The sequence below is a fragment of the Pseudomonas donghuensis genome, assembly GCF_000696345.2.
Classification (GTDB): domain Bacteria; phylum Pseudomonadota; class Gammaproteobacteria; order Pseudomonadales; family Pseudomonadaceae; genus Aquipseudomonas; species Aquipseudomonas donghuensis.
The window spans coordinates 4,461,960-4,486,210 of record NZ_CP071706.1 but is presented as its reverse complement, the minus strand read 5'-3'; the positions used below and the strand labels follow the sequence as shown (position 1 = coordinate 4,486,210).

General features: G+C 62.7%; 27 protein-coding genes. 12 read left to right on the top strand and 15 right to left on the bottom strand.

Features of this window, described 5'->3' with window-relative positions; translation table 11 throughout:
• Positions 1–8 precede the first annotated feature (8 nt).
• The 4 genes from BV82_RS20880 to BV82_RS20865 are packed head-to-tail and all read right to left on the bottom strand — an operon-like array spanning position 9 to position 1,667.
• Entirely contained in the window at positions 9–209 is a 201-nt protein-coding gene (locus tag BV82_RS20880; protein ID WP_010221064.1) for an SEC-C metal-binding domain-containing protein, read from the bottom strand.
• Between the two features lie 6 nt (positions 210–215).
• Entirely contained in the window at positions 216–686 is a 471-nt protein-coding gene (locus tag BV82_RS20875; RefSeq protein WP_010221065.1) for an LEA/WHy family protein, read from the bottom strand.
• Positions 687–691: 5 nt separating this feature from the next.
• Positions 692–1,168 carry a YchJ family protein gene (locus BV82_RS20870; protein ID WP_010221066.1) on the bottom strand — a complete coding sequence of 159 codons (477 nt, stop codon included), beginning with the start codon at positions 1,166–1,168 and terminating at the stop codon, positions 692–694.
• Positions 1,169–1,172: 4 nt separating this feature from the next.
• Entirely contained in the window at positions 1,173–1,667 is a 495-nt protein-coding gene (locus BV82_RS20865) for a DUF6231 family protein (protein ID WP_026001193.1), read from the bottom strand.
• 160 nt (positions 1,668–1,827) lie between these two features.
• On the opposite strand from BV82_RS20865, the gene BV82_RS20860 reads away from it, so the two are divergent.
• The 4 genes from BV82_RS20860 to BV82_RS20845 all read left to right on the top strand — a co-directional run bounded on the left by BV82_RS20860 (position 1,828) and on the right by BV82_RS20845 (position 4,461).
• Entirely contained in the window at positions 1,828–2,520 is a 693-nt protein-coding gene (locus BV82_RS20860; protein WP_010221068.1) for a PA1041 family peptidoglycan-binding anchor lipoprotein, read from the top strand.
• Between the two features lie 97 nt (positions 2,521–2,617).
• On the top strand, positions 2,618–3,337 hold the full coding sequence (locus BV82_RS20855; RefSeq protein ID WP_010221069.1) for a PA1041 family peptidoglycan-binding anchor lipoprotein: 720 nt from the start codon (positions 2,618–2,620) through the stop codon (positions 3,335–3,337).
• 97 nt (positions 3,338–3,434) lie between these two features.
• A complete protein-coding gene (locus BV82_RS20850) occupies positions 3,435–3,710 on the top strand; it encodes a DUF1145 domain-containing protein (RefSeq protein ID WP_010221070.1) in 276 nt (91 codons plus the stop codon).
• Positions 3,703–4,461: a hypothetical protein gene (locus BV82_RS20845; RefSeq protein ID WP_036996639.1), complete on the top strand. Its 759-nt coding sequence runs from the start codon at positions 3,703–3,705 to the stop codon at positions 4,459–4,461. The genes BV82_RS20850 and BV82_RS20845 overlap by 8 nt, the downstream gene beginning before the upstream one ends.
• A 71-nt stretch (positions 4,462–4,532) precedes the next feature.
• Here the strand turns inward: BV82_RS20845 and BV82_RS20840 are convergent, their stop codons facing one another.
• Positions 4,533–4,991 carry a CopD family protein gene (locus BV82_RS20840; RefSeq protein WP_010221072.1) on the bottom strand — a complete coding sequence of 153 codons (459 nt, stop codon included), beginning with the start codon at positions 4,989–4,991 and terminating at the stop codon, positions 4,533–4,535.
• 96 nt (positions 4,992–5,087) lie between these two features.
• Here BV82_RS20840 and dinG point away from each other — a divergent pair, with 96 nt between their 5' ends.
• The 5 genes from dinG to pdxH all read left to right on the top strand — a co-directional run bounded on the left by dinG (position 5,088) and on the right by pdxH (position 12,569).
• Positions 5,088–7,232, top strand: coding sequence for an ATP-dependent DNA helicase DinG (gene dinG, locus BV82_RS20835; protein ID WP_010221073.1), 2,145 nt, complete (start codon positions 5,088–5,090; stop codon positions 7,230–7,232).
• 79 nt (positions 7,233–7,311) lie between these two features.
• Entirely contained in the window at positions 7,312–9,570 is a 2,259-nt protein-coding gene (locus BV82_RS20830; RefSeq protein WP_036996638.1) for a beta-galactosidase, read from the top strand.
• A gap of 107 nt (positions 9,571–9,677) precedes the next feature.
• Positions 9,678–10,823: an EstA family serine hydrolase gene (locus BV82_RS20825; protein WP_010221075.1), complete on the top strand. Its 1,146-nt coding sequence runs from the start codon at positions 9,678–9,680 to the stop codon at positions 10,821–10,823.
• A gap of 99 nt (positions 10,824–10,922) precedes the next feature.
• Complete coding sequence (locus BV82_RS20820) at positions 10,923–11,903, top strand: OmpA family protein (RefSeq protein ID WP_010221076.1); 981 nt, start codon at positions 10,923–10,925, stop codon at positions 11,901–11,903.
• 18 nt (positions 11,904–11,921) lie between these two features.
• Complete coding sequence (pdxH, locus tag BV82_RS20815) at positions 11,922–12,569, top strand: pyridoxamine 5'-phosphate oxidase (RefSeq protein ID WP_036996637.1); 648 nt, start codon at positions 11,922–11,924, stop codon at positions 12,567–12,569.
• Here pdxH and BV82_RS20810 read toward each other — a convergent pair.
• On the bottom strand, positions 12,566–12,802 hold the full coding sequence (locus BV82_RS20810) for a hypothetical protein (protein WP_036996635.1): 237 nt from the start codon (positions 12,800–12,802) through the stop codon (positions 12,566–12,568). The genes pdxH and BV82_RS20810 overlap by 4 nt on opposite strands.
• 147 nt (positions 12,803–12,949) lie before the next feature.
• Here BV82_RS20810 and BV82_RS20805 point away from each other — a divergent pair, with 147 nt between their 5' ends.
• Positions 12,950–13,414 carry an outer membrane lipoprotein gene (locus BV82_RS20805; protein ID WP_010221079.1) on the top strand — a complete coding sequence of 155 codons (465 nt, stop codon included), beginning with the start codon at positions 12,950–12,952 and terminating at the stop codon, positions 13,412–13,414.
• A gap of 68 nt (positions 13,415–13,482) precedes the next feature.
• Here the strand turns inward: BV82_RS20805 and nhaA are convergent, their stop codons facing one another.
• The gene (nhaA, locus tag BV82_RS20800; RefSeq protein WP_010221080.1) at positions 13,483–14,664 is read right to left on the bottom strand and encodes a Na+/H+ antiporter NhaA; all 1,182 of its coding nucleotides are present in this window, start codon (positions 14,662–14,664) and stop codon (positions 13,483–13,485) included.
• A 223-nt stretch (positions 14,665–14,887) separates the two neighbouring features.
• On the opposite strand from nhaA, the gene BV82_RS20795 reads away from it, so the two are divergent.
• Complete coding sequence (locus tag BV82_RS20795) at positions 14,888–15,982, top strand: PLP-dependent cysteine synthase family protein (RefSeq protein WP_036996634.1); 1,095 nt, start codon at positions 14,888–14,890, stop codon at positions 15,980–15,982.
• Between the two features lie 114 nt (positions 15,983–16,096).
• Here the strand turns inward: BV82_RS20795 and BV82_RS20790 are convergent, their stop codons facing one another.
• The 3 genes from BV82_RS20790 to BV82_RS20780 all read right to left on the bottom strand — a co-directional run bounded on the left by BV82_RS20790 (position 16,097) and on the right by BV82_RS20780 (position 19,161).
• The gene (locus tag BV82_RS20790) at positions 16,097–17,710 is read right to left on the bottom strand and encodes an NAD(P)/FAD-dependent oxidoreductase (RefSeq protein WP_036996632.1); all 1,614 of its coding nucleotides are present in this window, start codon (positions 17,708–17,710) and stop codon (positions 16,097–16,099) included.
• Between the two features lie 106 nt (positions 17,711–17,816).
• Positions 17,817–18,491: a COG3650 family protein gene (locus tag BV82_RS20785; protein ID WP_010221083.1), complete on the bottom strand. Its 675-nt coding sequence runs from the start codon at positions 18,489–18,491 to the stop codon at positions 17,817–17,819.
• 70 nt (positions 18,492–18,561) lie between these two features.
• Entirely contained in the window at positions 18,562–19,161 is a 600-nt protein-coding gene (locus BV82_RS20780) for a short chain dehydrogenase (protein ID WP_036996631.1), read from the bottom strand.
• A 107-nt stretch (positions 19,162–19,268) separates the two neighbouring features.
• On the opposite strand from BV82_RS20780, the gene BV82_RS20775 reads away from it, so the two are divergent.
• Positions 19,269–20,177 (top strand): LysR family transcriptional regulator, encoded by a 909-nt coding sequence (locus tag BV82_RS20775; protein ID WP_036996630.1) that lies wholly within the window; start codon positions 19,269–19,271, stop codon positions 20,175–20,177.
• 4 nt (positions 20,178–20,181) lie between these two features.
• Here the strand turns inward: BV82_RS20775 and BV82_RS20770 are convergent, their stop codons facing one another.
• The 5 genes from BV82_RS20770 to livH form a co-directional block, all read right to left on the bottom strand.
• Positions 20,182–20,430, bottom strand: a complete 249-nt coding sequence (locus tag BV82_RS20770; protein WP_010221087.1) for a hypothetical protein — start codon at positions 20,428–20,430, stop codon at positions 20,182–20,184.
• Between the two features lie 145 nt (positions 20,431–20,575).
• Positions 20,576–21,277, bottom strand: coding sequence for an ABC transporter ATP-binding protein (locus BV82_RS20765; protein ID WP_010221088.1), 702 nt, complete (start codon positions 21,275–21,277; stop codon positions 20,576–20,578).
• Complete coding sequence (gene livG, locus BV82_RS20760) at positions 21,278–22,045, bottom strand: high-affinity branched-chain amino acid ABC transporter ATP-binding protein LivG (RefSeq protein WP_010221089.1); 768 nt, start codon at positions 22,043–22,045, stop codon at positions 21,278–21,280.
• Positions 22,042–23,298 carry a high-affinity branched-chain amino acid ABC transporter permease LivM gene (locus BV82_RS20755; RefSeq protein WP_036996628.1) on the bottom strand — a complete coding sequence of 419 codons (1,257 nt, stop codon included), beginning with the start codon at positions 23,296–23,298 and terminating at the stop codon, positions 22,042–22,044. The genes livG and BV82_RS20755 overlap by 4 nt, the downstream gene beginning before the upstream one ends.
• Positions 23,295–24,218, bottom strand: a complete 924-nt coding sequence (livH, locus tag BV82_RS20750; protein WP_010221091.1) for a high-affinity branched-chain amino acid ABC transporter permease LivH — start codon at positions 24,216–24,218, stop codon at positions 23,295–23,297. Before livH ends, BV82_RS20755 begins: the two co-directional genes overlap by 4 nt.
• Positions 24,219–24,251 lie beyond the last annotated feature (33 nt).

The following is a 24,251-nucleotide window of genomic DNA, read 5'->3' as shown; positions in this document are numbered from 1 at the left end:
GGCCGCTATCAGGCCCCGTGGCACTTCTTGAACTTCTTGCTGCTGCCGCATGGGCACGGATCGTTGCGGCCGACGTCCTTCAGGGCGTTGCGCACCGGCTCCTGGTGGCCGTGGTTGCAGTGCGGGCCGTGTACATGGCCGTGGTCATGGTCGTGATGATCATGATCGTGGTTGCAGTCAGGGCCATGGACATGGGGTTGCTGGGTCATCTTGGGTTACTCCGGAATAAGATCGCCGGGAATTATCTCACCACTGCGCGACAAGTGCAGGTCGCGGGCGAAGAATAATCCGCTGCTCAGTTCACCTTCCAGGCGATAGCGCAGTGGACCTTGGCTGCCTTTGAGCAATTTTGCCAGGGGTTTGACCTGCTGCCAGAGGTTGGTGCGCACCGGGATCTTGAAGGTGCGCCGCGCGTGGGCGCCGACGCTGCGCCAGAGGCTGGCTTCACCTGCGGTCAGCGCCAGGTCGTTGATCAGCACCTTGTAGCTCAGGTAACGGATGAACAGACGGCTGTCGTTGGGGTTGTCGACCTGCACATGGAGCACGAACTCCTGTTGCAGCAGGCGCATCTTTACCGGTTCCACCTTGAGCAGGTGCACCTGCGGGTCTTGATAGTCCGCGTCCAGCCAGCTGGCGCACCCCACCAGTTGCAGGAGCAGAGCGCCAATCAGCAACAGGCGGGCCATCAGGCTCAGCTACCCAGGTAACTGGAGCAGCACTTCTTGAATTTCTGCCCGCTGTTGCACGGGCAGGGGTCGTTGCGCGTGGCCTTGAGGCTGACAGTGGGGTCGATGAAGTACCAGCGGCCCTGGTTCTGTACGAAGGCTGAGCGTTCGCGATGGCAATGCTCGCCGTCGTTGTCGTGCCAGCGGGCGGTGAAGGTTACGAACGCATGTTCAGGCTTGCCGCCGAACACCTCGGCGCTTTCCACCTCAAGGCCCAGCCAGGTGCTTTGCTGGCTCCAGGCCTTGATCGCTTCGCGATCGAGCCCGGCCTGCTGCGCCGGCAGGGTGGTGGCTACCAGGTAGTCGACCAGCCCCAGCACGTAGGCGCTGTAGCGCGAACGCATCAGGGTCTGCGCGTCGGGGGCGGGAAGCCCTGCGTGATAATGCCCGCAACAGGTATCAAGCAGATCGCCGCTACCGCAGGGACAAACCGAGACACTCATTGCTTCACCACCAGTACTTGCCAAAATTTTCCGGGTTGGCCCAGAACTTGGCATTGAGCCAGTCCGGGACCTGTTTGTATTCATGTAGATCATAGGTGAACAGGTTTAGAACCTGCGCATCCCGTTGGAATTTTTCGCTGGCCTGCAGGGCCAGGGCGAAAAAATCGGTTTCCTGCCAGCCGCAGGCGCTCAGGTCGGCCAGTACCGCCACGCGGCTGGCGTTGAGGTTACGGATACCCCCCAGCAACTGCAGACCGTCACGTTTGGGCAGATGCTCCAGGCAATCGACCAGCAGCGCCAGGTCGAAGCGTTGCGCCGCCAGCTCCCCAGGCAGCGGGCCGGGGCTGGCCACGGCGATTTGCACATGCGGATGGGCCTGGGCGAACGCCTCCAGTGCCGGAAATCGCTCACCTATCAATAGCAGCCGCTGTGGCGCATAGCGATCGAGCAGGGCGGCAAGGGCCTGTTGCGGGGTGCGCTGGGAAAAGCCGTCCATCATCGGGAATCCTCGGTCAGATCGGGCAAGATTAACGGTCTGGCGTCCCTTGGCATAGTGCCGCAGCGCCGCATCATGGCCTATTGCTGGCGGATATCAATGAGGCGGTCTTTACTCCCAGAGCATCGGTTTTGCACCGATTCCCCCTAGGAGATGCAACAAAATGAGCATAGTACGCACAGCATTACCTCTGGTTCTGCTAACCAGCGTGTTGACTGGTTGTGCAGGTTTGCAAAAAACCGACTGGCCGAAGTGTGCTGCCGTCGGGGGTGTAGGCGGCGCAGCCCTGGGCGCCATCGAGAGTTCCAGCTGGGCTGGCTGGGGCGCGTTGCTCGGCGCAGGCATGGCGGCGGGCTATTGCTGGGCCCATGGCGATGGCGACGAAGACGGTGATGGCGTGCCGGACAGCCGCGACAAATGCCCGGGTACCCCGCGAGGGGTACAGGTCGATGCCAACGGTTGTCCGCCAGAACCCGTGGCCGTGGTCGAAGAAGTGGCCGTGGTCAAGGAAGAGGTCATCGTCATCCGCGATGTTCACTTCGAGTTCGACTCCGCCAAACTGACCGCTGCTGACAAGGAGCGCCTCAATACCATTGCCACGCGCTTGAAAAGCGAAGCGGCGAACGCTCGCTTGAGTGTCACCGGCCATACCGACAGCAAAGGCTCTGATACCTACAACCAGAAACTCTCGGAACGCCGTGCCCATTCGGTCACCGAGTACCTGATCGAGAGCGGTGTGCCACGCGCCAGCTTCGTCTCGGTGCAGGGCGCGGGTGAAACCCAGCCGGTTGCCGACAATGCCACCGCCGAGGGTCGGGCACAGAACCGTCGTACGGAAATTCGTATCGAGCGCTGAAACGCCGACGGACCGCGGCCTGCGGCTTGAGAAGTACTGCAGGCCGGTCTTTACTCCTGTGTGACCGGTAGAGGCCGGTGACACAGGAGCAATTCTCATGAGTGTTCTCTCCAAGGCCACACTGCCGGTCCTTCTGGCCGCAAGCCTGCTCTCCGGTTGCGCGACCCACAGCGATGGCAGCGCCCCACTCAATCAAAGGACCTGGCCTATCTGCAGTCTGCTTGGCGGTCTGGTCGGTGGCGGCCTGGGGGCCATCGAAAGTTCTGCCTGGGCAGCTGGCGCCGGTGCTGCCGGTGCGATTGCCGGCGGCTTGATCTGTTATGCCCAGGATGGTGATGAAGACGAAGACGGGGTGTTCGATCGTCGTGACCGTTGCCCCGACACGCCGGCCAATACCCCGGTCAGCCACACCGGTTGCCCGTCGCCGCAGTACCCGGTGAGCCAGAAGGCGCCGGAGCCTGCAGCCACCTCGCAGGTCATCACCCTCAGCGATCAGGGGGCCGTGATGTTCGCCTCTGATTCGGCGCAGTTGACCAGTGCGGCCCAGCAACAATTGCAGGCGCTGGGCAGCAAGCTCAATGGCGCCAATGTGGTCAGCGTCAAGGTCATCGGCCACACCGATAGCCAAGGCTCCGATGCCTACAACCAGGCACTCTCCGAGCGGCGTGCGAGCAGCGTTGCCGAGTACCTGATCAGTCAGGGGCTGGCACCGTCGAAAGTCACCAGCCAGGGGCGCGGCGAGAGCCAGCCCATCGCCGAAAACGACACCGACGCCGGCCGCGCGCAAAATCGCAGGGTGGAACTGCACCTTAATTGATCGAGCCACTGGCACAAGGAGCGTGTCAGCCGTTACTGTTGCAGGCGATGCCGGCGTGGCTGGCATCGCCACCGAAAAATAACAACGGGGGGCGCCTATGCAAGGCTTACTGGGGCTGGCCAAGGCCCTGACCGTGGTGTTCTGGTGGGTGGTGCTGGTGAATCTGCTGATTCCCCTGGAGCATCCCTTCCACCTGCTGATCAATGCCGCCGGTGCCGCCCTGCTTGGCCTGCATCTGCTGGAAGTGTTGATGTTCAATGGTTGCTTGCGCACGCGCAGCCATCGTTGGTTCGATCGCTTGCAGATCCTGCTGGTGGGTATTTTTCATGTCCTTTCGATTCCTGCACCCCGCAAGGAAGCTGCTCATGCGTAAATTGATCATTCTGGCTGCGTTGTTCAGCCCCCTGGCCCTGGCCGATGCCATTAGCGTGGCGAGCCATTCGGTGCTGCGCTTGCCGAACAAGTCCAGCGTCGTGCATTTGCAGCGCCTGGAGGTTGCGGATTCCGCCACGTTGTTGCTGCCAGCCAGCCTGGTCGATCTCAAAATCGATGAGTTGCACCTGGGGCATGACGCGCGGATTGCCATCGTGCCGGCCGACACCACCTTGCAGATCGAGGTGAGCCGGGCCAGTTTGGGCGAGGGTAGCCAGATTGTCGCCCATGGTGCGCCGGGGACCTATGAAAAGGCGGCTAAGGCCGGGCGCAACCTGGCGTTGCAGTTGCATGAATTGCAGGCCTCGACGCTGGCCATTGATGCCCGTGGCGGGGCCGGTGCTCCGGGATACGTCGGGCTCGATGGCGCCAACGGCAAGCCGGGAGGTTGCACCTGGGGCCAGGCCAGCCGCGGGGCCAATGGCGACAATGGCGGCAATGGCCATGACGGCGCGCCTGGTGGCCGGGTACGGCTGGCGCTGCCGGCGGATTTCCCGGCCGAGCGCATCGTGGTTCAGGTCGATGGCGGCGCGCCAGGTGTGGCGGGGGCCGCCGGCAAGCCGGGGGCCGGTGGCGCGAGCAAGGGCTGCCTGGTTTACAGCACCGCTGGCGGTGCCGCGGGCAAGCCGGGTGTGGCAGGCCAGCCAGGTTTGCCCGGGGCGGCTGGGGAGTTGATTCTGCAGCGCCTGTAAAAATACACGCCGACCCTCTGGGAGCCGGCCTTGCCGGCGATGGGCTGCGTAGCAGCCCCCCAGGCTTCAATTCACCACAACACTCCACCCGACAACACCACTGCGATCCCCAGCATCAGGTTGATCCCGACCATCCGGCGAATCCTCGCCATGACCGCCGCGCCCGCAGGCCAGTCTTCGGCTTGCACCGCCTTGCGCAGTTCCGGGTACAGCAACGACTGGATACGAAAGAACAGGGCGAACATCGCAATCGCGCCACCGATCATCACCTGAACATGCCGCGGTGTCGTCTCGAAGCTGGCAAAACGGGTATTGATCATGATCACACCGCTGATAGCCAGCACCGCGATCGCGATCCACACCCACACGAAAAAACGCTGAAACACTTCCACCCACAGGCGCAGACGAGCGGGGCCATCCAGGGCTGCAACCGCCGCAGGGCGCAGGATCAGCCAGGCAAAGAACATCCCCCCGACCCACACCAGGGCGGCCAGAACATGCAGGCTATAAGGAAGGGCAAAGATGGGCATCGGGATCTCCATTCGGCGCAAAGGGCAATAGCGGGGTATGATAGCGACCCAACCGAAACACTGAAAATTTATCCAGCCCTTCGGGCGCCCGACACCATGATCAGCAACGAACTCAAAACCACGATTCAGGGCGCCTATTCGCGTTTTCTCGAAGCCAAGAGCCTCAAGCCCCGCTATGGCCAGCGCCTGATGATTGCCGAAGTGGCCAAGGTGCTCGGCGATATCGACTGCGACGACGAAGGTCGGCGCGTCGGTGAACCGGCTGTGGTCGCGGTCGAGGCCGGCACCGGTACCGGCAAGACGGTGGCCTATAGCCTGGCCTCGATTCCTGCGGCCAAGGCGGCCGGCAAGCGCCTGGTAATCGCCACCGCCACGGTTGCCCTGCAGGAGCAGATCGTCTTCAAGGACCTGCCCGACCTGATGCGCAACAGCGGCCTGAATTTCAGCTTCGCCCTGGCCAAGGGCCGGGGCCGCTACCTGTGCCTGTCGAAACTCGACCTGCTGCTGCAGGAAGGCCAGGCACAGTCGGCCACTGCCCAGCTATTCGAAGAAGAAGGCTTCAAGATCGAAGTCGATGAGGCCAGCCAGAAGCTGTTCACCAGCATGATCGAGAAGCTCGCCGGCAACCGTTGGGATGGCGACCGTGACAGCTGGCCCCAGGCCCTGGAAGACCAGGACTGGGCGCGCCTGACCACCGACCATAGCCAGTGCACCGGCCGCCATTGCCCGAACTTCCAGCAGTGCACCTTCTACAAGGCCCGCGAAGGCATGGGCAAGGTCGATGTGATCGTCACCAACCATGACATGGTCCTGGCTGACCTGGCCCTGGGCGGCGGCGCCGTGCTGCCGGACCCGCGCGACACCATTTATGTGTTCGACGAAGGCCACCACCTGCCCGACAAGGCCATCGGCCACTTCGCCCACTACACCCGTTTGCGCTCGACCGCCGACTGGCTCGAGCAAACCGCCAAGAACCTGACCAAACTGCTGGCCCAGCATCCACTGCCCGGCGACCTGGGCAAACTGATCGAGCAGGTGCCGGAGCTGGCCCGCGAGATCAAGGCCCAGCAGCAGTTCATGTTCAGCGCCTGCGAGCAGGTCGCCGATTTCCGCCCCGGCGAAGACATGGAAGGCCGCGAGCGGCCCCGTCATCGCTTCGAAGGCGGGGTGGTCCCCGAGCACATGCGCGAGATGGGCATCGAGCTGAAAAAGGGGTTCTCGCGCCTCAACGACCTGTTCACCCGCTTGACCGAGCTGCTCAAGGAAGGCATGGACGGCGAAGTCAACATCGGCATCGCCAGCCATCAGGCCGAGGAGTGGTACCCGTTGTTCGGCAGCCTGTTGATGCGTGCCCAGGGCAACTGGGAACTGTGGACCGCCTTCACCGCCGAGGACCCGGAAGACAGCCCGCCCATGGCCCGCTGGTTGACCCTGGCGGAAAGCGGCGCGCTGTTCGACATCGAGGTCAATGCCAGCCCGATCCTCGCCGCCGAAATGCTCCGGCGCAACCTGTGGAGCGTCGCCCATGGCGCCCTGGTGACCTCGGCCACCCTCACTGCGCTGGGCAAGTTCGATCGTTTCCGCATGCGTGCCGGGCTGCCCAAGACTGCGGTCACCAGCGTCGTGCCGAGCCCCTTCCACCACACCGATGCCGGCGTGCTGCGGGTGCCGGACCTGCGCGCCGACCCGCGCGATGCCGCCGCCCACACTGCGGCGATCATCCGCGACCTGCCGGAGCTGGTGGAAGGTTCGCGCGGTTCGCTGGTGCTGTTTTCTTCGCGCAAGCAGATGCAGGACGTGTTCGACGGCCTGGACCGCGACTGGCGCAAGCAGGTGTTCATCCAGGGCAACCTGTCCAAGCAGGAAACCCTCAACAAGCACAAGGCGCGGGTCGATGGCGGTGATTCCAGCGTGCTGTTCGGCCTGGCCAGTTTCGCCGAAGGCGTCGACCTGCCGGGCGCCTATTGCGAGCACGTGGTGATTGCCAAGATTCCATTCGCGGTGCCGGATGATCCGGTCGAGGCAGCCCTGGCCGAATGGATCGAGGCCCGGGGCGGCAATCCGTTCATGGAAATCGCCGTGCCGGATGCCTCGCTGCGGCTGATCCAGGCCTGCGGGCGCCTGCTGCGCACCGAAGAGGATCGCGGCACCATCACCCTGCTTGATCGGCGCGTGGTCACCCAGCGCTATGGCAAGGCTATTCTCAATGCGTTGCCACCGTTTCGCAGAGAAATTTCCTGAAACCCGGAGCGCAATGCTCCGGGCGTTGTCTATCACTCAGTTCAAGGCCCTATGGGCCCTCAAGGAGAGCTCCAGCCCTATGATTCGCCGTACCTTGCCTGCCGTATTCGCACTGTTGTTCAGCACGCCGCTGCTGGCCGGGCAACAGACGCTGTTCAGCTTCGTTCGCCCGGCCGCGGTGGTCAATGTGGTGACCGAAGATGCCAGCCTGCCGCAGTACAACGCAGAGCAGACGGCCGAGGGCGAGGTGCTGCGCCGGGTGGTGTTCAACCCGGTGCAACAGCCCAAACTGCGCCTGACTCCGCAGTCCGGTGCCTGGGACTGGTCCAGTGCCACGGCCATGACCTTGCGTCTGCAAAGCGCCATGGACTGGGCGCTGACCGTCGATGTGACGGTACAGAGCAGCGATGGCAAGACCCTCACCAGCCGCATCGATCTGCCGGCGGGCCCGGCGCAAACCGTCTATGTGCCGCTCAAGGCCAGCTCGCCCCTGAGCCAGGGCATGCGTGCCGGGCCGCCGATGCCCTGGGTGCATGAGGGCCAGCGGGTGTTGCTGACCAGCAGCGCCGGCGAGGTCGACCTCAAGCAGGTGGTATCGGTGACCTTGTCGATGAACAAGCCCAATGTCGCCCAGAGCATCCTCATCGAGCGCGTCGGCACTCAGGATGACGACCAGCTGCAGAAGGCCGTGTACTCCGGCTTGATCGATGGCTATGGCCAGTCCACCCGCGGCCGCTGGCCGGAGAAGATTGTCAGCGACGATCAGCTCAAGGCCGCCGCCAGCCGTGAGCAGCAGCAGCTCAAGGGCTGGCTGGGAGAGCGCAGCAAGCTCAAGCTGGACAAGTTCGGCGGCATCAACGAGGGGCCGGCGTTCGAGGCCAAGGGCTTCTTCCGTACTGAAAAACGCGAGGGCCGCTGGTACCTGGTGACGCCGCAAGGGCACCCGTTCTACTCCCTGGGCGTCAACACCGTGGCCGCCGACGGCGGTCGCACTTACGTCGCCGGGCGCGAAGCCATGTTCAGCGCACTGCCGCAACCGGGTGAAGCGCTGGCGCAGTTCTACGGCGAGGGCAACAACAACGACGGCAACGGCTCGGCCCGTGGCCGCAATTTCAACCAGGGGCGCTGGTTCGACTTCTATGCCGCCAATATCGAGCGTAGCCATGGCACACCGTGCACGCCGGTGGCAGCCAGCGACAAGGCCCCGGCGGTTGAATGCCCGGTAGCCAGCTTCGACAAGCAACGCTGGCAGGGGCATACCCTCGATCGCCTGCAGGCCTGGGGCTTCAATACCCTGGGCAACTGGAGCGAGCCGACGCTGGGCCAGGCCAGCCGCATGCCCTACACCTTGCCGCTGTCGATCGTCGGTGACTACGCCAGTATCAGCACCGGCATGGACTGGTGGGGCGGCATGCCCGACCCGTTCGACCCACGCTTTGCCATGGCCACCGAGCGTGCGGTGGCGATTGCCGCCCGTGACCACCGCGACGACCCTTGGCTGATCGGTTATTTCGCCGACAACGAACTGGCCTGGGCCGCCCCCGGGGATGACCCCAAGGCCCGTTACGCCCTGGCCTATGGCACTTTGCGCCTGACTACCGACGTGCCGGCCAAGCGCGCCTTCCTCAAGCAGCTGCGCGACAAATACCGCAACCAGGCTGGCCTGTCCAAGGCCTGGGGCATTGACTTGCCGGCCTGGGAGCTGATGGAAGACCCAGGCTTCGAACCGCCGCTGCCAAGCCCTGAGCACCCGGAGATCGAGGCCGACTTCAAGTACTTCCAGAAGGTCTTCGCCGAAACCTATTTCAAGACCATTGCCGACTCGCTGAAATGGCATGCGCCCAATCACCTGTTGCTCGGTGGCCGCTATGCCGTGAGCACGCCGGAAGCGGTCGCCGCTTGTGCCGAGTACTGCGACGTCATCAGCTTCAACTTCTACACGCCCAAACCGCAGGACGGTTACGACTTCAGCCAGCTCAAGGCGCTGGACAAGCCGGTGCTGGTCTCCGAGTTCCAGTTCGGCTCCCGTGATCGCGGCCCGTTCTGGCCGGGGCCGATGGAAGTGGCCAAGGAAGAAGGCAGGGCGCCAGCCTATGCCGGCTTCGTCAAGGCCGCTGTGGATGAGCCGACGATCGTCGGCGTGCACTGGTTCCAATACCTCGACCAGCCGGCCAGCGGGCGTCTGCTCGATGGCGAGAATGGTCACTTCGGCCTGGTGGGCATTACCGATGTGCCGTTCCAGGGCTTTGTCGACGGTGTGCGCAAAAGCAACCTGCAGGCTCAGGAGCAGATCGGTAAAACCTTCGTAGCCACGCAGAAAACGCCCAAGGCCCCCTGACAGCAGCCGTCTGGCGTGGACCGCCCGGCTTCTGTCTGTTCCCAAATCGTGCGCAGACTGAAACAATGCACACCCTATTGAGAAGCCGGTTTTGCGGGAGTTGCTGGGTGCAGATTCAGGGTCATTACGAGCTTAAGTTCGAAGCAGTGCGTGAAGCCTTTGCGGCGCTGTTCGACGATCCTCAGGAGCGTGGCGCAGCGCTGTGCATCCAGGTCGGTGGCGAGACCGTCATCGACCTCTGGGCCGGTAGTGCCGACAAGGACGGGGCCGAGGCCTGGCACAGCGACACCATCGCCAACCTGTTTTCCTGCACCAAGATGTTCACCGCCGTGACGGCCCTGCAGTTGGTCGGCGAGGGCAAGCTGGCCCTGGACGCGCCTGTGGCGCGTTACTGGCCGGAATTCGCCCAGGCCGACAAGCAATCGATCACCCTGCGCCAATTGCTCAGCCATCGCGCCGGCGTACCGGCCTTGCGCGAGTTGATGCCGGCCGAAGCCTTCTATGACTGGCAAACCATGGTCCAGGCGCTGGCTGGCGAATCACCCTGGTGGACGCCCGGCACCGCCCACGGTTATGCGGCCATCACCTTTGGCTGGTTGATCGGCGAGTTGATCCGCCGGGCAGATGGCCGCGAGCCAGGCGAGTCGATCGTCGCGCGCACCGCCAGGCCGCTGGGTCTGGACTTTCATATCGGCCTGGCCGAAGAAGAATTCCATCGAGTCGCGCACATCGCCCGCGGCAAAGGCAACATGGGCGATGAAGCGGCCCAGCGCCTGCTCCAGGTAACCCTGCGTGAGCCACAGGCCCTGTCGACCCGGGCCTTCACCAACCCGCCAGGCATGCTCACCAGTACCAACAAGCCAGAGTGGCGCCGGATGCAGCAACCGGCGGCCAATGGCCATGGCAATGCCCGCAGCCTTGCCGGTTTCTATGCTGGCCTGCTGGATGGCAGCCTGCTGGAGTCGGAACTGCTGGATGAACTGACGCGGGAGCACAGCCTCGGCCAGGACCGCACCTTGTTGACCCAGACCCGTTTTGGCCTGGGCTGTATGCTCGATCAGCCACGCGTGGCAAACGCTACCTTTGGTCTGGGCGCGCGCGCCTTCGGCCATCCGGGGGCGGGCGGCTCGGTGGGCTTTGCCGACCCGGAACATGATGTTTCCTTTGGTTTTGTTACCAATACCCTGGGCCCTTATGTGCTCATGGACCCTCGGGCGCAGAAGCTGGTGCGGGTATTGGCCAGCTGCCTTTGATCGGTTGACCCCGGTGTGGCCTGAACCCTTTGGCTATTCTGAAATCCAAAGCCCTGCATTGCTGGGCCAAATTTCTTTCATTTTCATGGTGTATCGCTGATGTCTTCGCATAAATCCTTAGCTCTCGCCCTGTGCCTGGCTGTCACCGGCTGCGCGCAGCATCCTCAGAAACACGGGGCCGCTGATGCCGGTTTCAACTGGTGGCCATTTGGCTCGGACCAGGTCGTCGACAAGGAAGTTAAGGACGTGGTAACCGAAAAAGTGGCCAAGGCCGACGCCAAGTCGGACAGCGCCAGCCGCTGGTGGTGGCCGTTTGGCGAGAACGACAAGAGCAAGGTCGCTGCCGTGCCGAAAATCGACCGCAAGGCGACCCAGGCCTGGCTGGACAGTTACGAGCCGAAGCTGCGCGAAGCCATCAAGGACAGCAAGTTCGAAGTCGAACGCCGTGAAGACGTGTTGGTCGTGACAGTGCCGGTCGACAGCTCCTACAACCCGGACCGTCCGGCCATGCTCCTGCCGGTCACCCTTGGCCCGATCACCCGTGTGGCCAAGGCCATCGAGACCGACAAGCAGACCGCAGTGCTGGTCCTCGGCCATGCCGATAGCAGTGGGGTCGCGGCAGCCAATACCAAGCTCAGCCAGGAGCGCGCCCAGTCGGTGGCCGCCATTTTCCGTCTCAGCGGCCTGGAACGTGATCGCCTGATGCTGCGTGGCATGGGCTCGCAAATGCCGCGCGCGGCCAACGACAGCCTCGAAGGCCGCTCGCTGAACCGCCGCGTCGAGCTGGTGCTGACGCCGCAGAACACCATGGTTGCCTTGCTGGCCAAGTACAAGCAGCCGACCCCGACCCCGGCCGAACTGGTTGCCGTGCAGGATGCCAAAGCCCCAGCCAAGGTCGCGGCTAAGCCGGCTGCCAAGCCTGCGGCCAAGGCCCCGGCGAAAAAAGCCACTGCAGCCAAGAAAGCCGCACCAGCCAAGACCGCGGCCAAGAAGCCTGTCGCCAAGCCAGCAGCGAAAAAGGCTGCGGCACCGGCGGCGAAAAAAGTCGCTGCCAACACCAGCCCTGCGAAGACCAACTGATCGTCAAGGAACGCAGTAATGACCCAATCCCTGGCCGATATGCGCCGCGATTACACCCGTGAAGGCCTGACCGAAGCCTTGGCTCCGGAGCAGCCGTTCGCGTTGTTTCGTCAGTGGTTCGATGACGCCCTGAAAACCGAGCAACCGCCGGTAGAAGCCAATGCCATGACCCTGGCAACGGTGGATGGCGATGGTCGTCCGCATTGCCGGATCGTTTTGCTCAAAGGCCTGGATGAGCAAGGTTTTACCTTCTTCACCAACTATGAAAGCGCCAAGGGCCAGCAATTGCTGGTCAATCCCTTTGCGGCCATGACGTTCTTCTGGCCGGCGCTGGAGCGTCAGGTGCGCATCGAGGGCCGGGTGGTCAAGGTCAGCCAGCAGGAATCGGACGAGTACTATCAGGTGCGCCCGCTGGGCAGCCGCCTGGGGGCCTGGGCTTCTCCGCAGAGTCAGGTGATTGCCGACCGTGCCGAGCTCGAAGGCCTGGTAAAGGCCACCGAGCAGCGCTTTAGCGACAACCAGCCGCATTGCCCGGAGCACTGGGGCGGCTATCGCCTGTTGCCCGAGCGTATCGAGTTCTGGCAGGGGCGTGCCAGCCGCCTGCACGACCGCCTCAATTACCGCTTGCAGCAGGGCAACTGGCTGCGTGAGCGCCTCGCGCCTTAATCGGCCTGGTAACCGGCGGCCTCGCGCTCCAGCCAGGCCGCCAGTTCACTGCGTTTGACCTTTTGCGCCTTGGCGCTGTCCAGACGTTGTAGCATGAAGACCTTCTTGCCTTTGTCTTCGCCTGCCAGTGACAAGGCCAGGTCACGGTCCATCCAGCGCTTGATGCGAACGTAGATCCACCAGTGGAAGTAAAGGCCTGCCACGGTGGTGATGACGACGATGAAGTAATCCATGTCTATCCTTGCGCTAGAAGTTTCTACAGGCTGCCCCGATAGAACAGGCTGTACGGAAGCTGAATGGAAGCAATTTTACCGCGCATCTGTCGTGACAGTCGTCAATGCGCGGAGTCTAATGGGCATCTGTCTTACGGAGATCATCCAATGCGTAAATCTGTTCTGCTGGTGGCAAGCTTCACCACAATGTCGCTGCTGCTTGGCGGTTGTGCCTCGAGCCTGACCGGCGATTCGTACTCCCGTGATGAAGCGCGCCGTGTGCAGACCGTGCGCATGGGCACCATCGAGTCGCTGCGGCCGGTGAAAATCGAAGGTACCAAAACCCCGATCGGCGGTGGCGCCGGTGCAATCGTTGGCGGCGTCGCCGGTAGTGCGGTGGGTGGCGGTCGCGGCAGTATCGTTGCCGCCGTGATCGGTGCCGTGGCCGGCGGCCTGGCAGGTTCTGCGGCCGAAGAAGGCCTGACCCGTACCCAGGGCGTGGAAATCACCGTGCGTGAAGACGACGGCAGCATGCGTGCCTACGTGCAGGCGGTGCAACAGAACGAGATTTTCCGCGTCGGTGAGCGTGTGCGGATCATGACCGTCGACGGTACCAGCCGGGTTACTCACTGAAGTTGTGAACCGGCCATTAAAAACCCCGACTCGGCAGCGCCGGTCGGGGTTTTTTATTGCCTTGAGTTTCAGGCCACGGCGGGCTTGCGACTCGACAGCGCGGTGATGCCGTAGCCGATCAGTGCGGCGAGGATGGAACCGGTGAGGATCCCCATGCGGTCCATGCCGGCGTACTCGCTGCTGCCCGGGACGAAGGCCAGGGAGCCGACAAACAGGCTCATGGTAAAGCCGATGCCGCAGAGAATCGCGACCCCAAGCACCTGGCCCCAATTGGCGCCTGCGGGCAACGCAGCCATGCCTGCCTTGATCATCACCCAGGCGAAGCCGAATACCCCGAGGGTCTTGCCCACCAGCAGGCCGACGGCGATGCCCATGGGTACGTGATGGGTAAAGCTTTCAAGGCTGACGCCCGCCAGCGACACACCGGCGTTGGCAAAGGCAAACAACGGCAGGATGCCATAGGCGACCCAAGGGTGCAGGGCATGCTCCAGGCTCAGCAGCGGGGAGGGCTCGGCGTTTTTCGTGCGCAGCGGGATGCACAGCGCCAGGGTGACCCCGGCCAGGGTGGCATGCACACCGCTCTTGAGCACGCAGACCCAGAGGATCAGGCCGACCACCATGTACGGGCCGAGCTTGACCACCCCCAGCCGGTTCATCGCGATCAGCACCAGCAGGCAGGCCGCCGCCAGGCCCAGCGACAGGCTCGACAACGTGCCGGAGTAGAACAGGGCGATGACGATGATCGCGCCCAGATCGTCGATGATCGCCAGGGTCATCAAAAACAGCTTGAGCGAAACCGGTACGCGCTTGCCCAGCAGGGCCAGCACGCCGAGGGCGAAGGCGATGTCGGTGGCCATGGGGATGGCCCAGCCAGCCACGGCGGCCGGGTTGTCCTTGTTGAGGAACCAGTAGATCAGTGCCGGTACCACCATGCCGCCGATGGCGGCAGCGCCGGGCAGGACGATCTGCGAGGGCTTGGAGAGGTGGCCGTCGACCACCTCGCGCTTGACCTCAAGGCCGATCAGCAGGAAGAACAAGGCCATCAGGCCGTCGTTGATCCACAACAGCAAGGGTTTGGCAATTTTCAGGGCGCCAATCTGGGCGACCACCGGAACATCCAGCAGGCCGTTGTACAGGTAAGACAGCGGCGAGTTGTTGATGATTAGGGCCAGGGCGGCTGCAGCAATCAGTAATAGACCGCTGGCAGCTTCCAACTGAAAGAAACGTGTGAAAGTGCTACGCAGGGGCAAGGGCGCTCTCCATCCTGAAGGTTCTGATAGGGGCACACCCTACCCTGTGGTGATATTCTTTAAAACAAAAACTATATTCTTTTTTGTTATATGCTGTAACCAACTCACGCCCTGCAGCCTAGCAGTTGCAGTCGATAATTCACCGTGGCTGTATCTTTAGTAGTTATCGGAATTTTCCTAACATGTTCTGTTGAACTTCGACTTTTTTGCCCGAGAATCGACCATGACCGATCACCGCCAGTGGGCCCGTGAAGCCATCCGCATTATTGAGGCGGACTTCCAGCGCAGCGCCGATACCCACCTTATCCCGTTGCCCCTGCCAGGCTTTCCCGAGGTCGAGCTGTATTTCAAGGATGAGTCGAGCCACCCCACCGGTAGCCTCAAGCACCGGCTGGCGCGGTCGTTGTTTCTGTATGCCTTGTGCAATGGCTGGTTGCGCCCGGGGGCGCCGGTGATCGAGGCGTCCAGCGGCTCGACAGCAATCTCCGAAGCTTACTTTGCGCGCTTGCTCGGGCTGCCTTTCATTGCCGTGGTACCTGCCAGCACATCGCAGGAGAAGATCGCCCAGATTGCCTTCTACGGTGGCCAGAGCCATCTGGTGCAGGATCCGACGCAGATCTACGCCGAGTCCGAGCGTCTGGCCCGGGAACGTGGCGGGCACTTCATGGACCAGTTCACCTATGCCGAACGCGCTACCGATTGGCGGGCCAACAACAACATCGCCGAATCGATCTTTGCCCAGATGCGTTTCGAGCAGTTCCCCGAGCCGAGCTGGCTGATCTCCAGCCCGGGTACGGGCGGCACCACCGCCACGTTGGGCCGCTACGTGCGCTATCGCCAGCATGCTACCCGGGTACTGTGCGCCGATGCCGAGCGCTCGGTATTTTTCGACAGCTACAGGACCGGTGACCGTTCCCTGCGCCTGGACTGCGGATCACGTATTGAAGGCATCGGCCGGCCACGGGTGGAGGCTTCGTTTTTGCCACAAGTGATCGATGCCATGGTCAAGGTGCCGGACGCCCTGTCACTGGCGGCCATGCATTACCTGGCGCAGCGCCTGGGCCGACGGGTCGGCGGTTCGAGCGGCACCAACCTGATTGGCGCCCTGGCGGCGGCGCAGCAGATGCGCGCAGCAGGGGAGGCCGGCTCGATCGTGGCAATACTGTGTGATGGCGGCGATCGCTATGCCACCACTTACTATGACCAGGAATGGTTGAGCGGGCAGGGGTATCAGTTGGAGGGCTTGATTGAGGCGGTGCAGGCGTGTGTCGAGCGCGGTGAGGCGTTGCCGGCGTCGGTATTGCGCGAGGGTGTTTGAAGGGCGGGCTGCCTTGCAGCCCATCGCTGGCAAGGCCAGCTCCCACAAGGTCCGCTGCGACTCAGACCCCTGTGGGAGCCGGCATTGCCGGCGATTACTGTGTTGCGGTATGAATCAGGCCTGCAAGCCCAGCATGCTGCGCGCCACCGCTTCAGCAATGCGAATCCCGTCAACACCCGCCGACAGGATCCCGCCGGCATAACCTGCGCCTTCACCCGCTGGGAACAGGCCCTTGAGGTTCAGGCTCTGCATGCTGGCATCACGGGTGATGCGCAGCGGCGATGAGGTACGGGTTTCGATACCGGTCAGCACTGCGTCAGGCAGGTTGTAGCCCTTGATCTGCCGATCGAAGGCCGGCAACGCTTCACGAATCGCCTCGATGGCAAAATCAGGCAGGCTCGGTGCCAGGTCGCCAAGGCTGATGCCAGGCTTGTACGAAGGCTCGACACTGCCAATAGCCGTGGAGGGTCGCCCGGCGACAAAGTCACCGACCAGTTGCGCCGGCGCCTGGTAGTTGCTGCCCCCCAGCACATACGCGTGGGCTTCGAGCTTTTCCTGCAGCTCGATACCGGCCAGCGGGCCGCCCGGATAATCTTGCTCAGGGGTGATGCCAACGACGATACCGGAGTTGGCATTGCGCTCGTTACGCGAGTACTGGCTCATGCCGTTGGTCACGACTCGGCCCGGCTCGCTGGTAGCGGCAACCACGGTGCCGCCCGGGCACATGCAGAAGCTGTAGACCGAACGGCCGTTCTTGGCGTGGTGCACCAGCTTGTAGTCGGCAGCGCCCAGTTTCGGGTGGCCGGCGTACTTGCCCAGGCGCGCCTGGTCGATCAGCGATTGCGGGTGCTCGATACGAAAGCCGATCGAGAACGGCTTGGCCTCCATGAACACGCCACGGGCATGCAGCATGCGGAAAGTGTCACGGGCACTGTGGCCCAGGGCCAGGACCACGTGGCGCGAGTGCAGCTGTTCGCCGCTTGCCAGCACCACGCCGTTGAGCTGGCCGTCGTCCATCAGCAGGTCGGTGACCTTTTGCTCGAAGCGTACTTCGCCGCCCAACGCCTGGATCTCGTGGCGCATGTTCTCAACCATGCCGGTCAGGCGGAAGGTACCGATGTGCGGCTTGCTGACGTAGAGAATCTCATCCGGCGCACCGGCTTTGACGAACTCGTGCAGCACCTTGCGGCCATGGTGCTGCGGGTCCTTGATCTGGCTGTACAGCTTGCCGTCGGAGAAGGTCCCGGCGCCGCCTTCGCCGAACTGCACGTTCGACTCGGGGTTGAGCACGCTTTTGCGCCACAGGCCCCAGGTGTCCTTGGTGCGCTGGCGGACTTCCTTGCCGCGCTCAAGGATGATCGGCTTGAAGCCCATCTGCGCCAACAGCAGGCCGGCGAAAATCCCGCACGGGCCGAAGCCGACGACGATGGGGCGCTCCTGCAGGTCGGCAGGGGCCTGGCCAACCACTTTGTAGCTGACATCCGGGGCGACGTTGACGTTGTGATCGTCGGCGAACTTTTGCAGCAGTTCGGCTTCGTTGCTCGCTTGCAGGTCGATGGTGTAGATGAACAGCAGCTCGCTGTTCTTCTTGCGCGCATCGTAGCTGCGCTTGAACAGGGTGAAGTCCAGCAGTTGCTCGTCGCTGATCCCCAAGCGTTGCACGATGGCCTCGCGCAGGGCTTCATCAGGATGATCCAGCGGCAGCTTCAGTTCGGTGATTCGTAACATGGCAGGGTCCAGTATCCCGGCCATGAACGGCCGGCGGCTTTACACAAACCGCCAAGTATAAGCTGTTCGCCGCCTTTGCAGGCAGGTTAAACGCGTGCGCCGATGATCAGTCGTTGCGCGAGCCACCGTAATAGGCGCAGCCGCGCAGGGTCTGGCCGTCGACCCGCAGTTCGGCCCTCAGGTGTTGCACACTGCCGGTGGCGCTGTCGACGCAGCGTTGTGGGGCGACCCAGAGTTCGACTTTCTGGCCATTGGCTTCGGTATTGAGGCTGAAGCGGCCGTCGGGCAGTTGTTCTTCCAGGTAGGGCACGGCCAGGGACGGTTGACCGACGCGCTCCAGGACCATGCCTTTGCCGCTGGCCTTGAGGCTCCAGTCCGGCTCGTGGCCGCTGGCGCGCAGGGTCAGGCGCTTGAAGTTGGGGTCGCTGCAGGCGCTGCTGGAATGCTCGACGCGGTACAGGCGCTGCACATTGAACTGGCCGTCGTTGCCGCCTTTCTGGCTGGCCGACAGCGTGCCGCGGACGTCGGCGAACAAGGTGCCGGGGGTTGCCGCCAGTGCACTGGCTTCCTGCAGCAGGCCGGTGTTGCCGCTGTCATTGACGGCAAAGCGGCGGGTTTCTTCGCAGGGTTTGAACAGCAGTTGCCCACCCTGGGCGCTCAGTTCGCCCTGCATGCGGGTCTGGCCGGCGGTAGAGGCAGCCTGGGGCTTTTCAGCCAGCATCTGGCAGCCGGCAAACAGCGGCAACACGGCGACAAGCAACAGCGAAGGGGCGGCACGCATCAAGCAAACTCCAGCATCTCGAGCAAAAGGTGCCGCCACGTTACGCAGGCTTGTCGCCGATCACAAGGGTCTAGCCGACCTGGTAGGTCTGGCCGGTTTGCAAACCTTCGACACTCTTGGCATAGGCCAGTGCCACGTCGGCGGCCGGCACTGGTTTGAAACCACGGAAATACGGGGCATAGGCTGGCATGGCCTCGACCAGCACGTTAGGGCTGATGGCGTTGACCCGCAGGCCACGGGGCAATTCGATGGCGGCGGCTTTGACGAAGGCATCCAGGGCACCGTTGACCAAGGCGGCTGAAGTGCCGGTACGAATCGGGTCGCGATTGAGAATGCCGCTGGTGAAGGTAAACGAGCCGCCATCGTTGATGAACTCGCGACCGATCAGCAGCAGGTTGACCTGGCCCATGAGCTTGTCGTTCAGGCCCAGGGCGAAGTGCTCCGCGTTCATTTGCTCCAGGGCTGCGAAGGTCACGTTGCCAGCGGCGCAGACCAGGGCATCGAAGCGGCCGGTCTGTTCGAACAAGCGGCGAATTGAAGCGCTGTCGCTGATGTCCACCTGATAGTCGCCGCTGTTGCGGCCGATGCGCAGCACTTCGTGGCGTTGTTCCAGCTCTTTGGCAACCGCCGAACCGATGGTACCGCTGGCGCCGATCAACAGGATTTTCATGGGGCCCTTCCTCGTGGGTAGTGAAGACAAGGCTCAAGTCTAGGGTGGATTTTTCCGCGGATAAGCGTGCTAATAGGCAACCTTTGGTTTTCATGTGGAAACAATCCATGAGCGACCTCGATGACCTGGCGGCCTTTGCCGTGTTGATGGATGCCGGCAGTTTCACCCTGGCCGCGCAACAACTGGGCTGGAGCAAGGGGCAGCTGTCCAAGCGCATCAGTGCCCTGGAGGCCAGCCATTCGGTGAAATTGCTGCACCGCACGACACGGCGGCTGAGCCTGACGGCTGCGGGCGCCATGTTGCTGCCCCAGGCGCAGGCACTGGTGCGGCAGATGGAAGGGGCGCGGCAGACCCTGGCCATGCTCAAGGACGAACTGGCGGGACCGGTGCGTATCACCGTGCCGGTGTCCTTGGGCGAGACGTTTTTTGAAGGGTTGTTGCTGGAGTTCGCCACGCGCTACCCGGACTTGCAGGTAGAGCTTGAGCTGAACAACGGTTACCGCGACCTGCTGGGTGACGGCTTCGACCTGGCGATTCGAACCGAAGTCCAGGATGACGCACGTCTGGTCGCCCGCCCGGTGCTGGCCATGCAGGAACTTACCTGTGCCAGCCCTGGCTACCTGCAGCGCCATGGGGAACCGAAGGCGCCGAGCGAGTTGAGCGACCATCGCTGTCTGCTCAACAGCCACTACAGCGGCCGTGAAGAGTGGTTGTATCACCAGCAGCACGAACTGTTGCGGGTGCAAGTGGCTGGCAGCTTTGCCAGCAATCATTACAGCTTGCTGAAGAAGGCGGCGCTGCTGGGGGCGGGGGTTGCCCGCCTGCCGTCGTACATGCTGCATGCGGAGCTCGCTGACGGCCGCTTGCAGTGGTTGCTGCGCGACTATCAGACGCGCAGCGTACCGTTGTTTCTGGTGCACCCCTATCAGGGCGGGATGCCCAGGCGGGTCCAGGTGCTGGCCGATTACCTGCTGGCCTGGTTCCGGCGCAGCAGCCAGGCGCTACGGACCCTTTAGGGAGTTACATCTTGTCGTCGTGCATTTCGTTTTTCATCATCTTGTCGTCCTTGGGCATCTTCTTGTCCATTTTCTTGTCGTCGCTCATGTCCATCTTTTTGTCGTCGGCCATTTTCTTGTCCATTTTCATCTCCTTGTCCATGCTCGCTTCCTTGCTCATGTTCATGTCGTCGGCTGCGTGTACCGCAGGCAGGAAGGCCAGGCTCGAACCCAGGGAGAGGATGAGTGCGGCGGCGCTGAGGGTCTTGTTCATGATGAGACTCCAGTAGTCAGAGGAGGCAAGAGCCAGCGGTTCTGGCTCACCTGCAGCACTAGAGTCCCTTGCCGTGGAGGCGTTACAGCGGGCAAGAAAAAAGGCCCGAAGGCCTTTTTCCAGTTGGAGCATGCAACTTTGGCGATCAACCGCCCAGGTAGGCGTCGCGAACCTTCGGGTCGGTCAGCAACGCTTCACCGGTACCTTCCATCACCACCCGGCCGTTTTCCAGCACATAGGCACGGTCAGCGACTTTCAGCGCCTGGTTGGCGTTCTGTTCGACCAGGAACACCGTCACGCCATCGCGGCGTAGCTGCTCGATGATGTCGAAGATCTGCTGGATGATGATCGGCGCCAAGCCCAACGATGGCTCGTCGAGCAATAGCAGCTTGGGCTTGCTCATCAGTGCACGGCCAATGGCGAGCATCTGCTGTTCGCCGCCGGACATGGTGCCGCCACGCTGGCTGAAGCGCTCCTTCAGGCGCGGGAACAGTTGCAGGACCTTGTCCATCTGCTCCTGGTAATCGCCCTTGCTGGTGAAGAAGCCGCCCATGGCCAGGTTCTCCTCCACGGTCAGGCGGGCGAACACGCGGCGGCCCTCAGGGACCACGGCGATGCTCTTGCGCATGATGTGCGAGGACGACTGGCCGACCAGCTCTTCGCCCAGGTAGCGGATACTGCCGCTGTGGGCCTGCGGCGAGCCGCAGAGGGTCATCAGCAGGGTCGACTTGCCGGCACCGTTGGCGCCGATCAGGGTGACGATCTCGCCCTGGCGGATCTCGACGTTGACGCTGTGCAAGGCCTGGATCTTGCCGTAGAAGGTGGAAACGTTTTCGAACTGCAGCATTTACGCTTCCCCCAGGTAGGCTTTGATCACTTCAGGGTTGTCGCGGATCTGTTCCGGCGTACCGTCGGCCAGGGGCGTGCCCTGGTTGATCACCACGATGTGGTCGGAGATGCTCATCACCAGCTTCATGTCGTGTTCGATCAGCAGCACGGTGACGTTGTGCTCCTCACGCAACACGCTGATCAGCGCCTTGAGGTCTTCGGTCTCCTTCGGGTTCAGGCCCGCCGCCGGTTCGTCGAGCATCAGGATCCGCGGGCGGGTCATCATGCAGCGGGCGATTTCCAGGCGCCGTTGCTGACCATAGGCCAGGGTGCCGGCAGTACGGTTGGCGAACTCGGTGAGGTTGACCTTGTCCAGCCAGAACTGGGCGAAGTCCATGGCTTCGCGCTCGCTGCGGCGAAACCCCGGGGTCTTCAGCAGGCCGGAGAAAAAGTTGGTGTTCAGGTGCCGGTGCTGGGCGATCAGCAGGTTCTCCAGGGCGGTCATCTCTTTGAACAGACGCACGTTCTGGAAGGTCCGCACCACACCCTTGCGGGCGATCTGATGGCCGGCCAGGCCCTGGATCGGCTGGCCGTCGAGCAGGATGCTGCCGGCGCTCGGCTTGTAGAAACCGGTCAGGCAGTTGAACACCGTGGTCTTGCCGGCGCCGTTCGGGCCGATCAACGCCACCACCTGTTTTTCCTTGACGGTCAGGGCCACGCCATTGACCGCCAACAAGCCGCCGAAGCGCATGCTCAGGCCGCTGACTTGCAGAATTTCGCGGCTCATCGACGCAGCTCCATATGTGGACGTTGCATAGGCAGCAGGCCTTGCGGACGCCAGATCATCATCAACACCATCAGCGCACCGAACATCAACATGCGGTATTCGCTGAAGTCACGCATCAGTTCCGGCAGCAGGATCATCACAACGGCCGCGAGGATCACGCCCAGTTGCGAGCCCATGCCGCCGAGCACGACGATGGCCAGGATGATGGCCGACTCGATGAAGGTGAACGACTCCGGTGTCACCAGGCCCTGGCGGGCGGCGAAGAAACTGCCGGCGAACCCGGCGAAGCAGGCACCCAGGGTGAACGCCGAGAGCTTGATCACGGTAGGGTTCAGGCCCAGTGCGCGGCAGGCGATCTCGTCTTCACGCAGGGCTTCCCAGGCGCGACCGATCGGCATGCGCAGCAGCCGGTTGATCACGAACAGCGCCAGCAACGCCAGCAGCAGTGCCACCAGGTAGAGGAAGATCACCTTGTTGATCGAGTTGTACTGCAGGCCGAAGAACTCGTGGAAGGTCTGCATGCCCTCGGCGGCCTTGCGTTCGAAGGTCAGGCCGAAGAAGGTCGGTTTCTCGATGTTGCTGATCCCGTTGGGACCACCGGTCAGGCCGGTGAGGTTACGCAGGAACAGGCGGATGATCTCACCGAAGCCCAGGGTCACGATGGCCAGGTAGTCACCGCGCAAGCGCAACACCGGGAAACCGAGCAGGAAGCCGAAGGTCGCCGACATCAGGCCGGCGATCGGCAGGCAGATCCAGAAGCTCAGGCCGTAGTAGTGCGACAGCAGGGCGTAGCTGTAGGCGCCGACGGCGTAGAAGCCGACATAACCCAGGTCAAGCAGGCCAGCCAGGCCGACCACGATGTTCAGGCCCAGGCCCAGCAACACGTAGATCAGGATCAGGGTGGCGATGTCGACCGCGCCGCGCGAGCCGAAGAACGGCCACACCAGGGCCACGGCGATCAGGCCGAGGATGATGTAGCGCTGGGTCCGCGGCAGGGTCAGGAAGTGGCTGACCTTGGGCGATACCAGCGAGCCCTTGGGCGCTGACTTCATCAGGCCGCTCCACTGCTTGTCGAACAGCACGCGCAGGAACATCAGCACCGAGCAGGCGGCGATGATCGACAGGGTCAGTGGCCCTTGGCCGTGCACTTCCAGGTTGATGCCGACAATGCTGAGTTTCAGGCCAAGTACCGGGAAGGCCACGGCCCAGACCAGCAAGGCGCTGAAAAACGCCGATTTGAGATGTCTGTTCATACTTTTTCAACCTCCGGACGGCCGAGAATGCCGGTCGGACGGAACAACAGCACCAGAACCAAAAGGCCGAACGCCACAACGTCCTTGTACTGGTCACCGAAGATATCGGCGCCAAAGGCTTCAGCCACCCCCAGCACCAGCCCGCCGAGCATGGCGCCCGGAATGCTGCCGATGCCGCCCAATACCGCCGCGGTAAAGGCCTTCAGGCCCACCAGGAAACCGGCGTTGGGGTTGATCACCCCGTACTGCATGCTCAGCAGCACGGCCGCCACCGCCGCCAGGGCGGCACCGATGACGAAGGTCAGGGCGATGATGTTGTTGGTATTGATACCCAACAGGTTGGCCATCTTGATGTCTTCGGCACAGGCCCGGCAGGCCCGGCCCAGACGCGAGCGGGAGATGAACAGGGTCAAACCGGTCATGGCCACCAGGGTGACGATGAAAACCAGGATCTGCATGTAGGAGATCAGCACTTCCTCTGCGCCGCCCGGGCCGAAGGAGATACTCCCAGGGATCAGGTTGGGGATGGACTTGTCCTTGGAGTCCTGGGATAGCAATACGGTGTTTTGCAGGAAAATCGACATGCCGATGGCAGAAATCAGCGGGATCAACCGGTTGCTGTTACGCAACGGACGGTAGGCGACCCGTTCGATACTGTAGCCATAGGCACTGGTAACGACGATCGTCGCGATGAACGCGGCGGTCATCAGCAGCGGCAGTGAATCGATACCCATCATGGCAAGCCCGGCAAGGGCGATGAAGGCCACGTAGGAACCGATCATATAGACCTCGCCATGGGCGAAGTTGATCATTCCAATGATGCCGTAAACCATTGTGTAGCCAATGGCTATCAAGGCATAGGTGCTGCCAATGGTCAGACCATTAACCAGCTGTTGGAAGAAGTGATAGATCTCAGGCATTACAGCGCTCCTAAAAACCTGATACGCATTTCA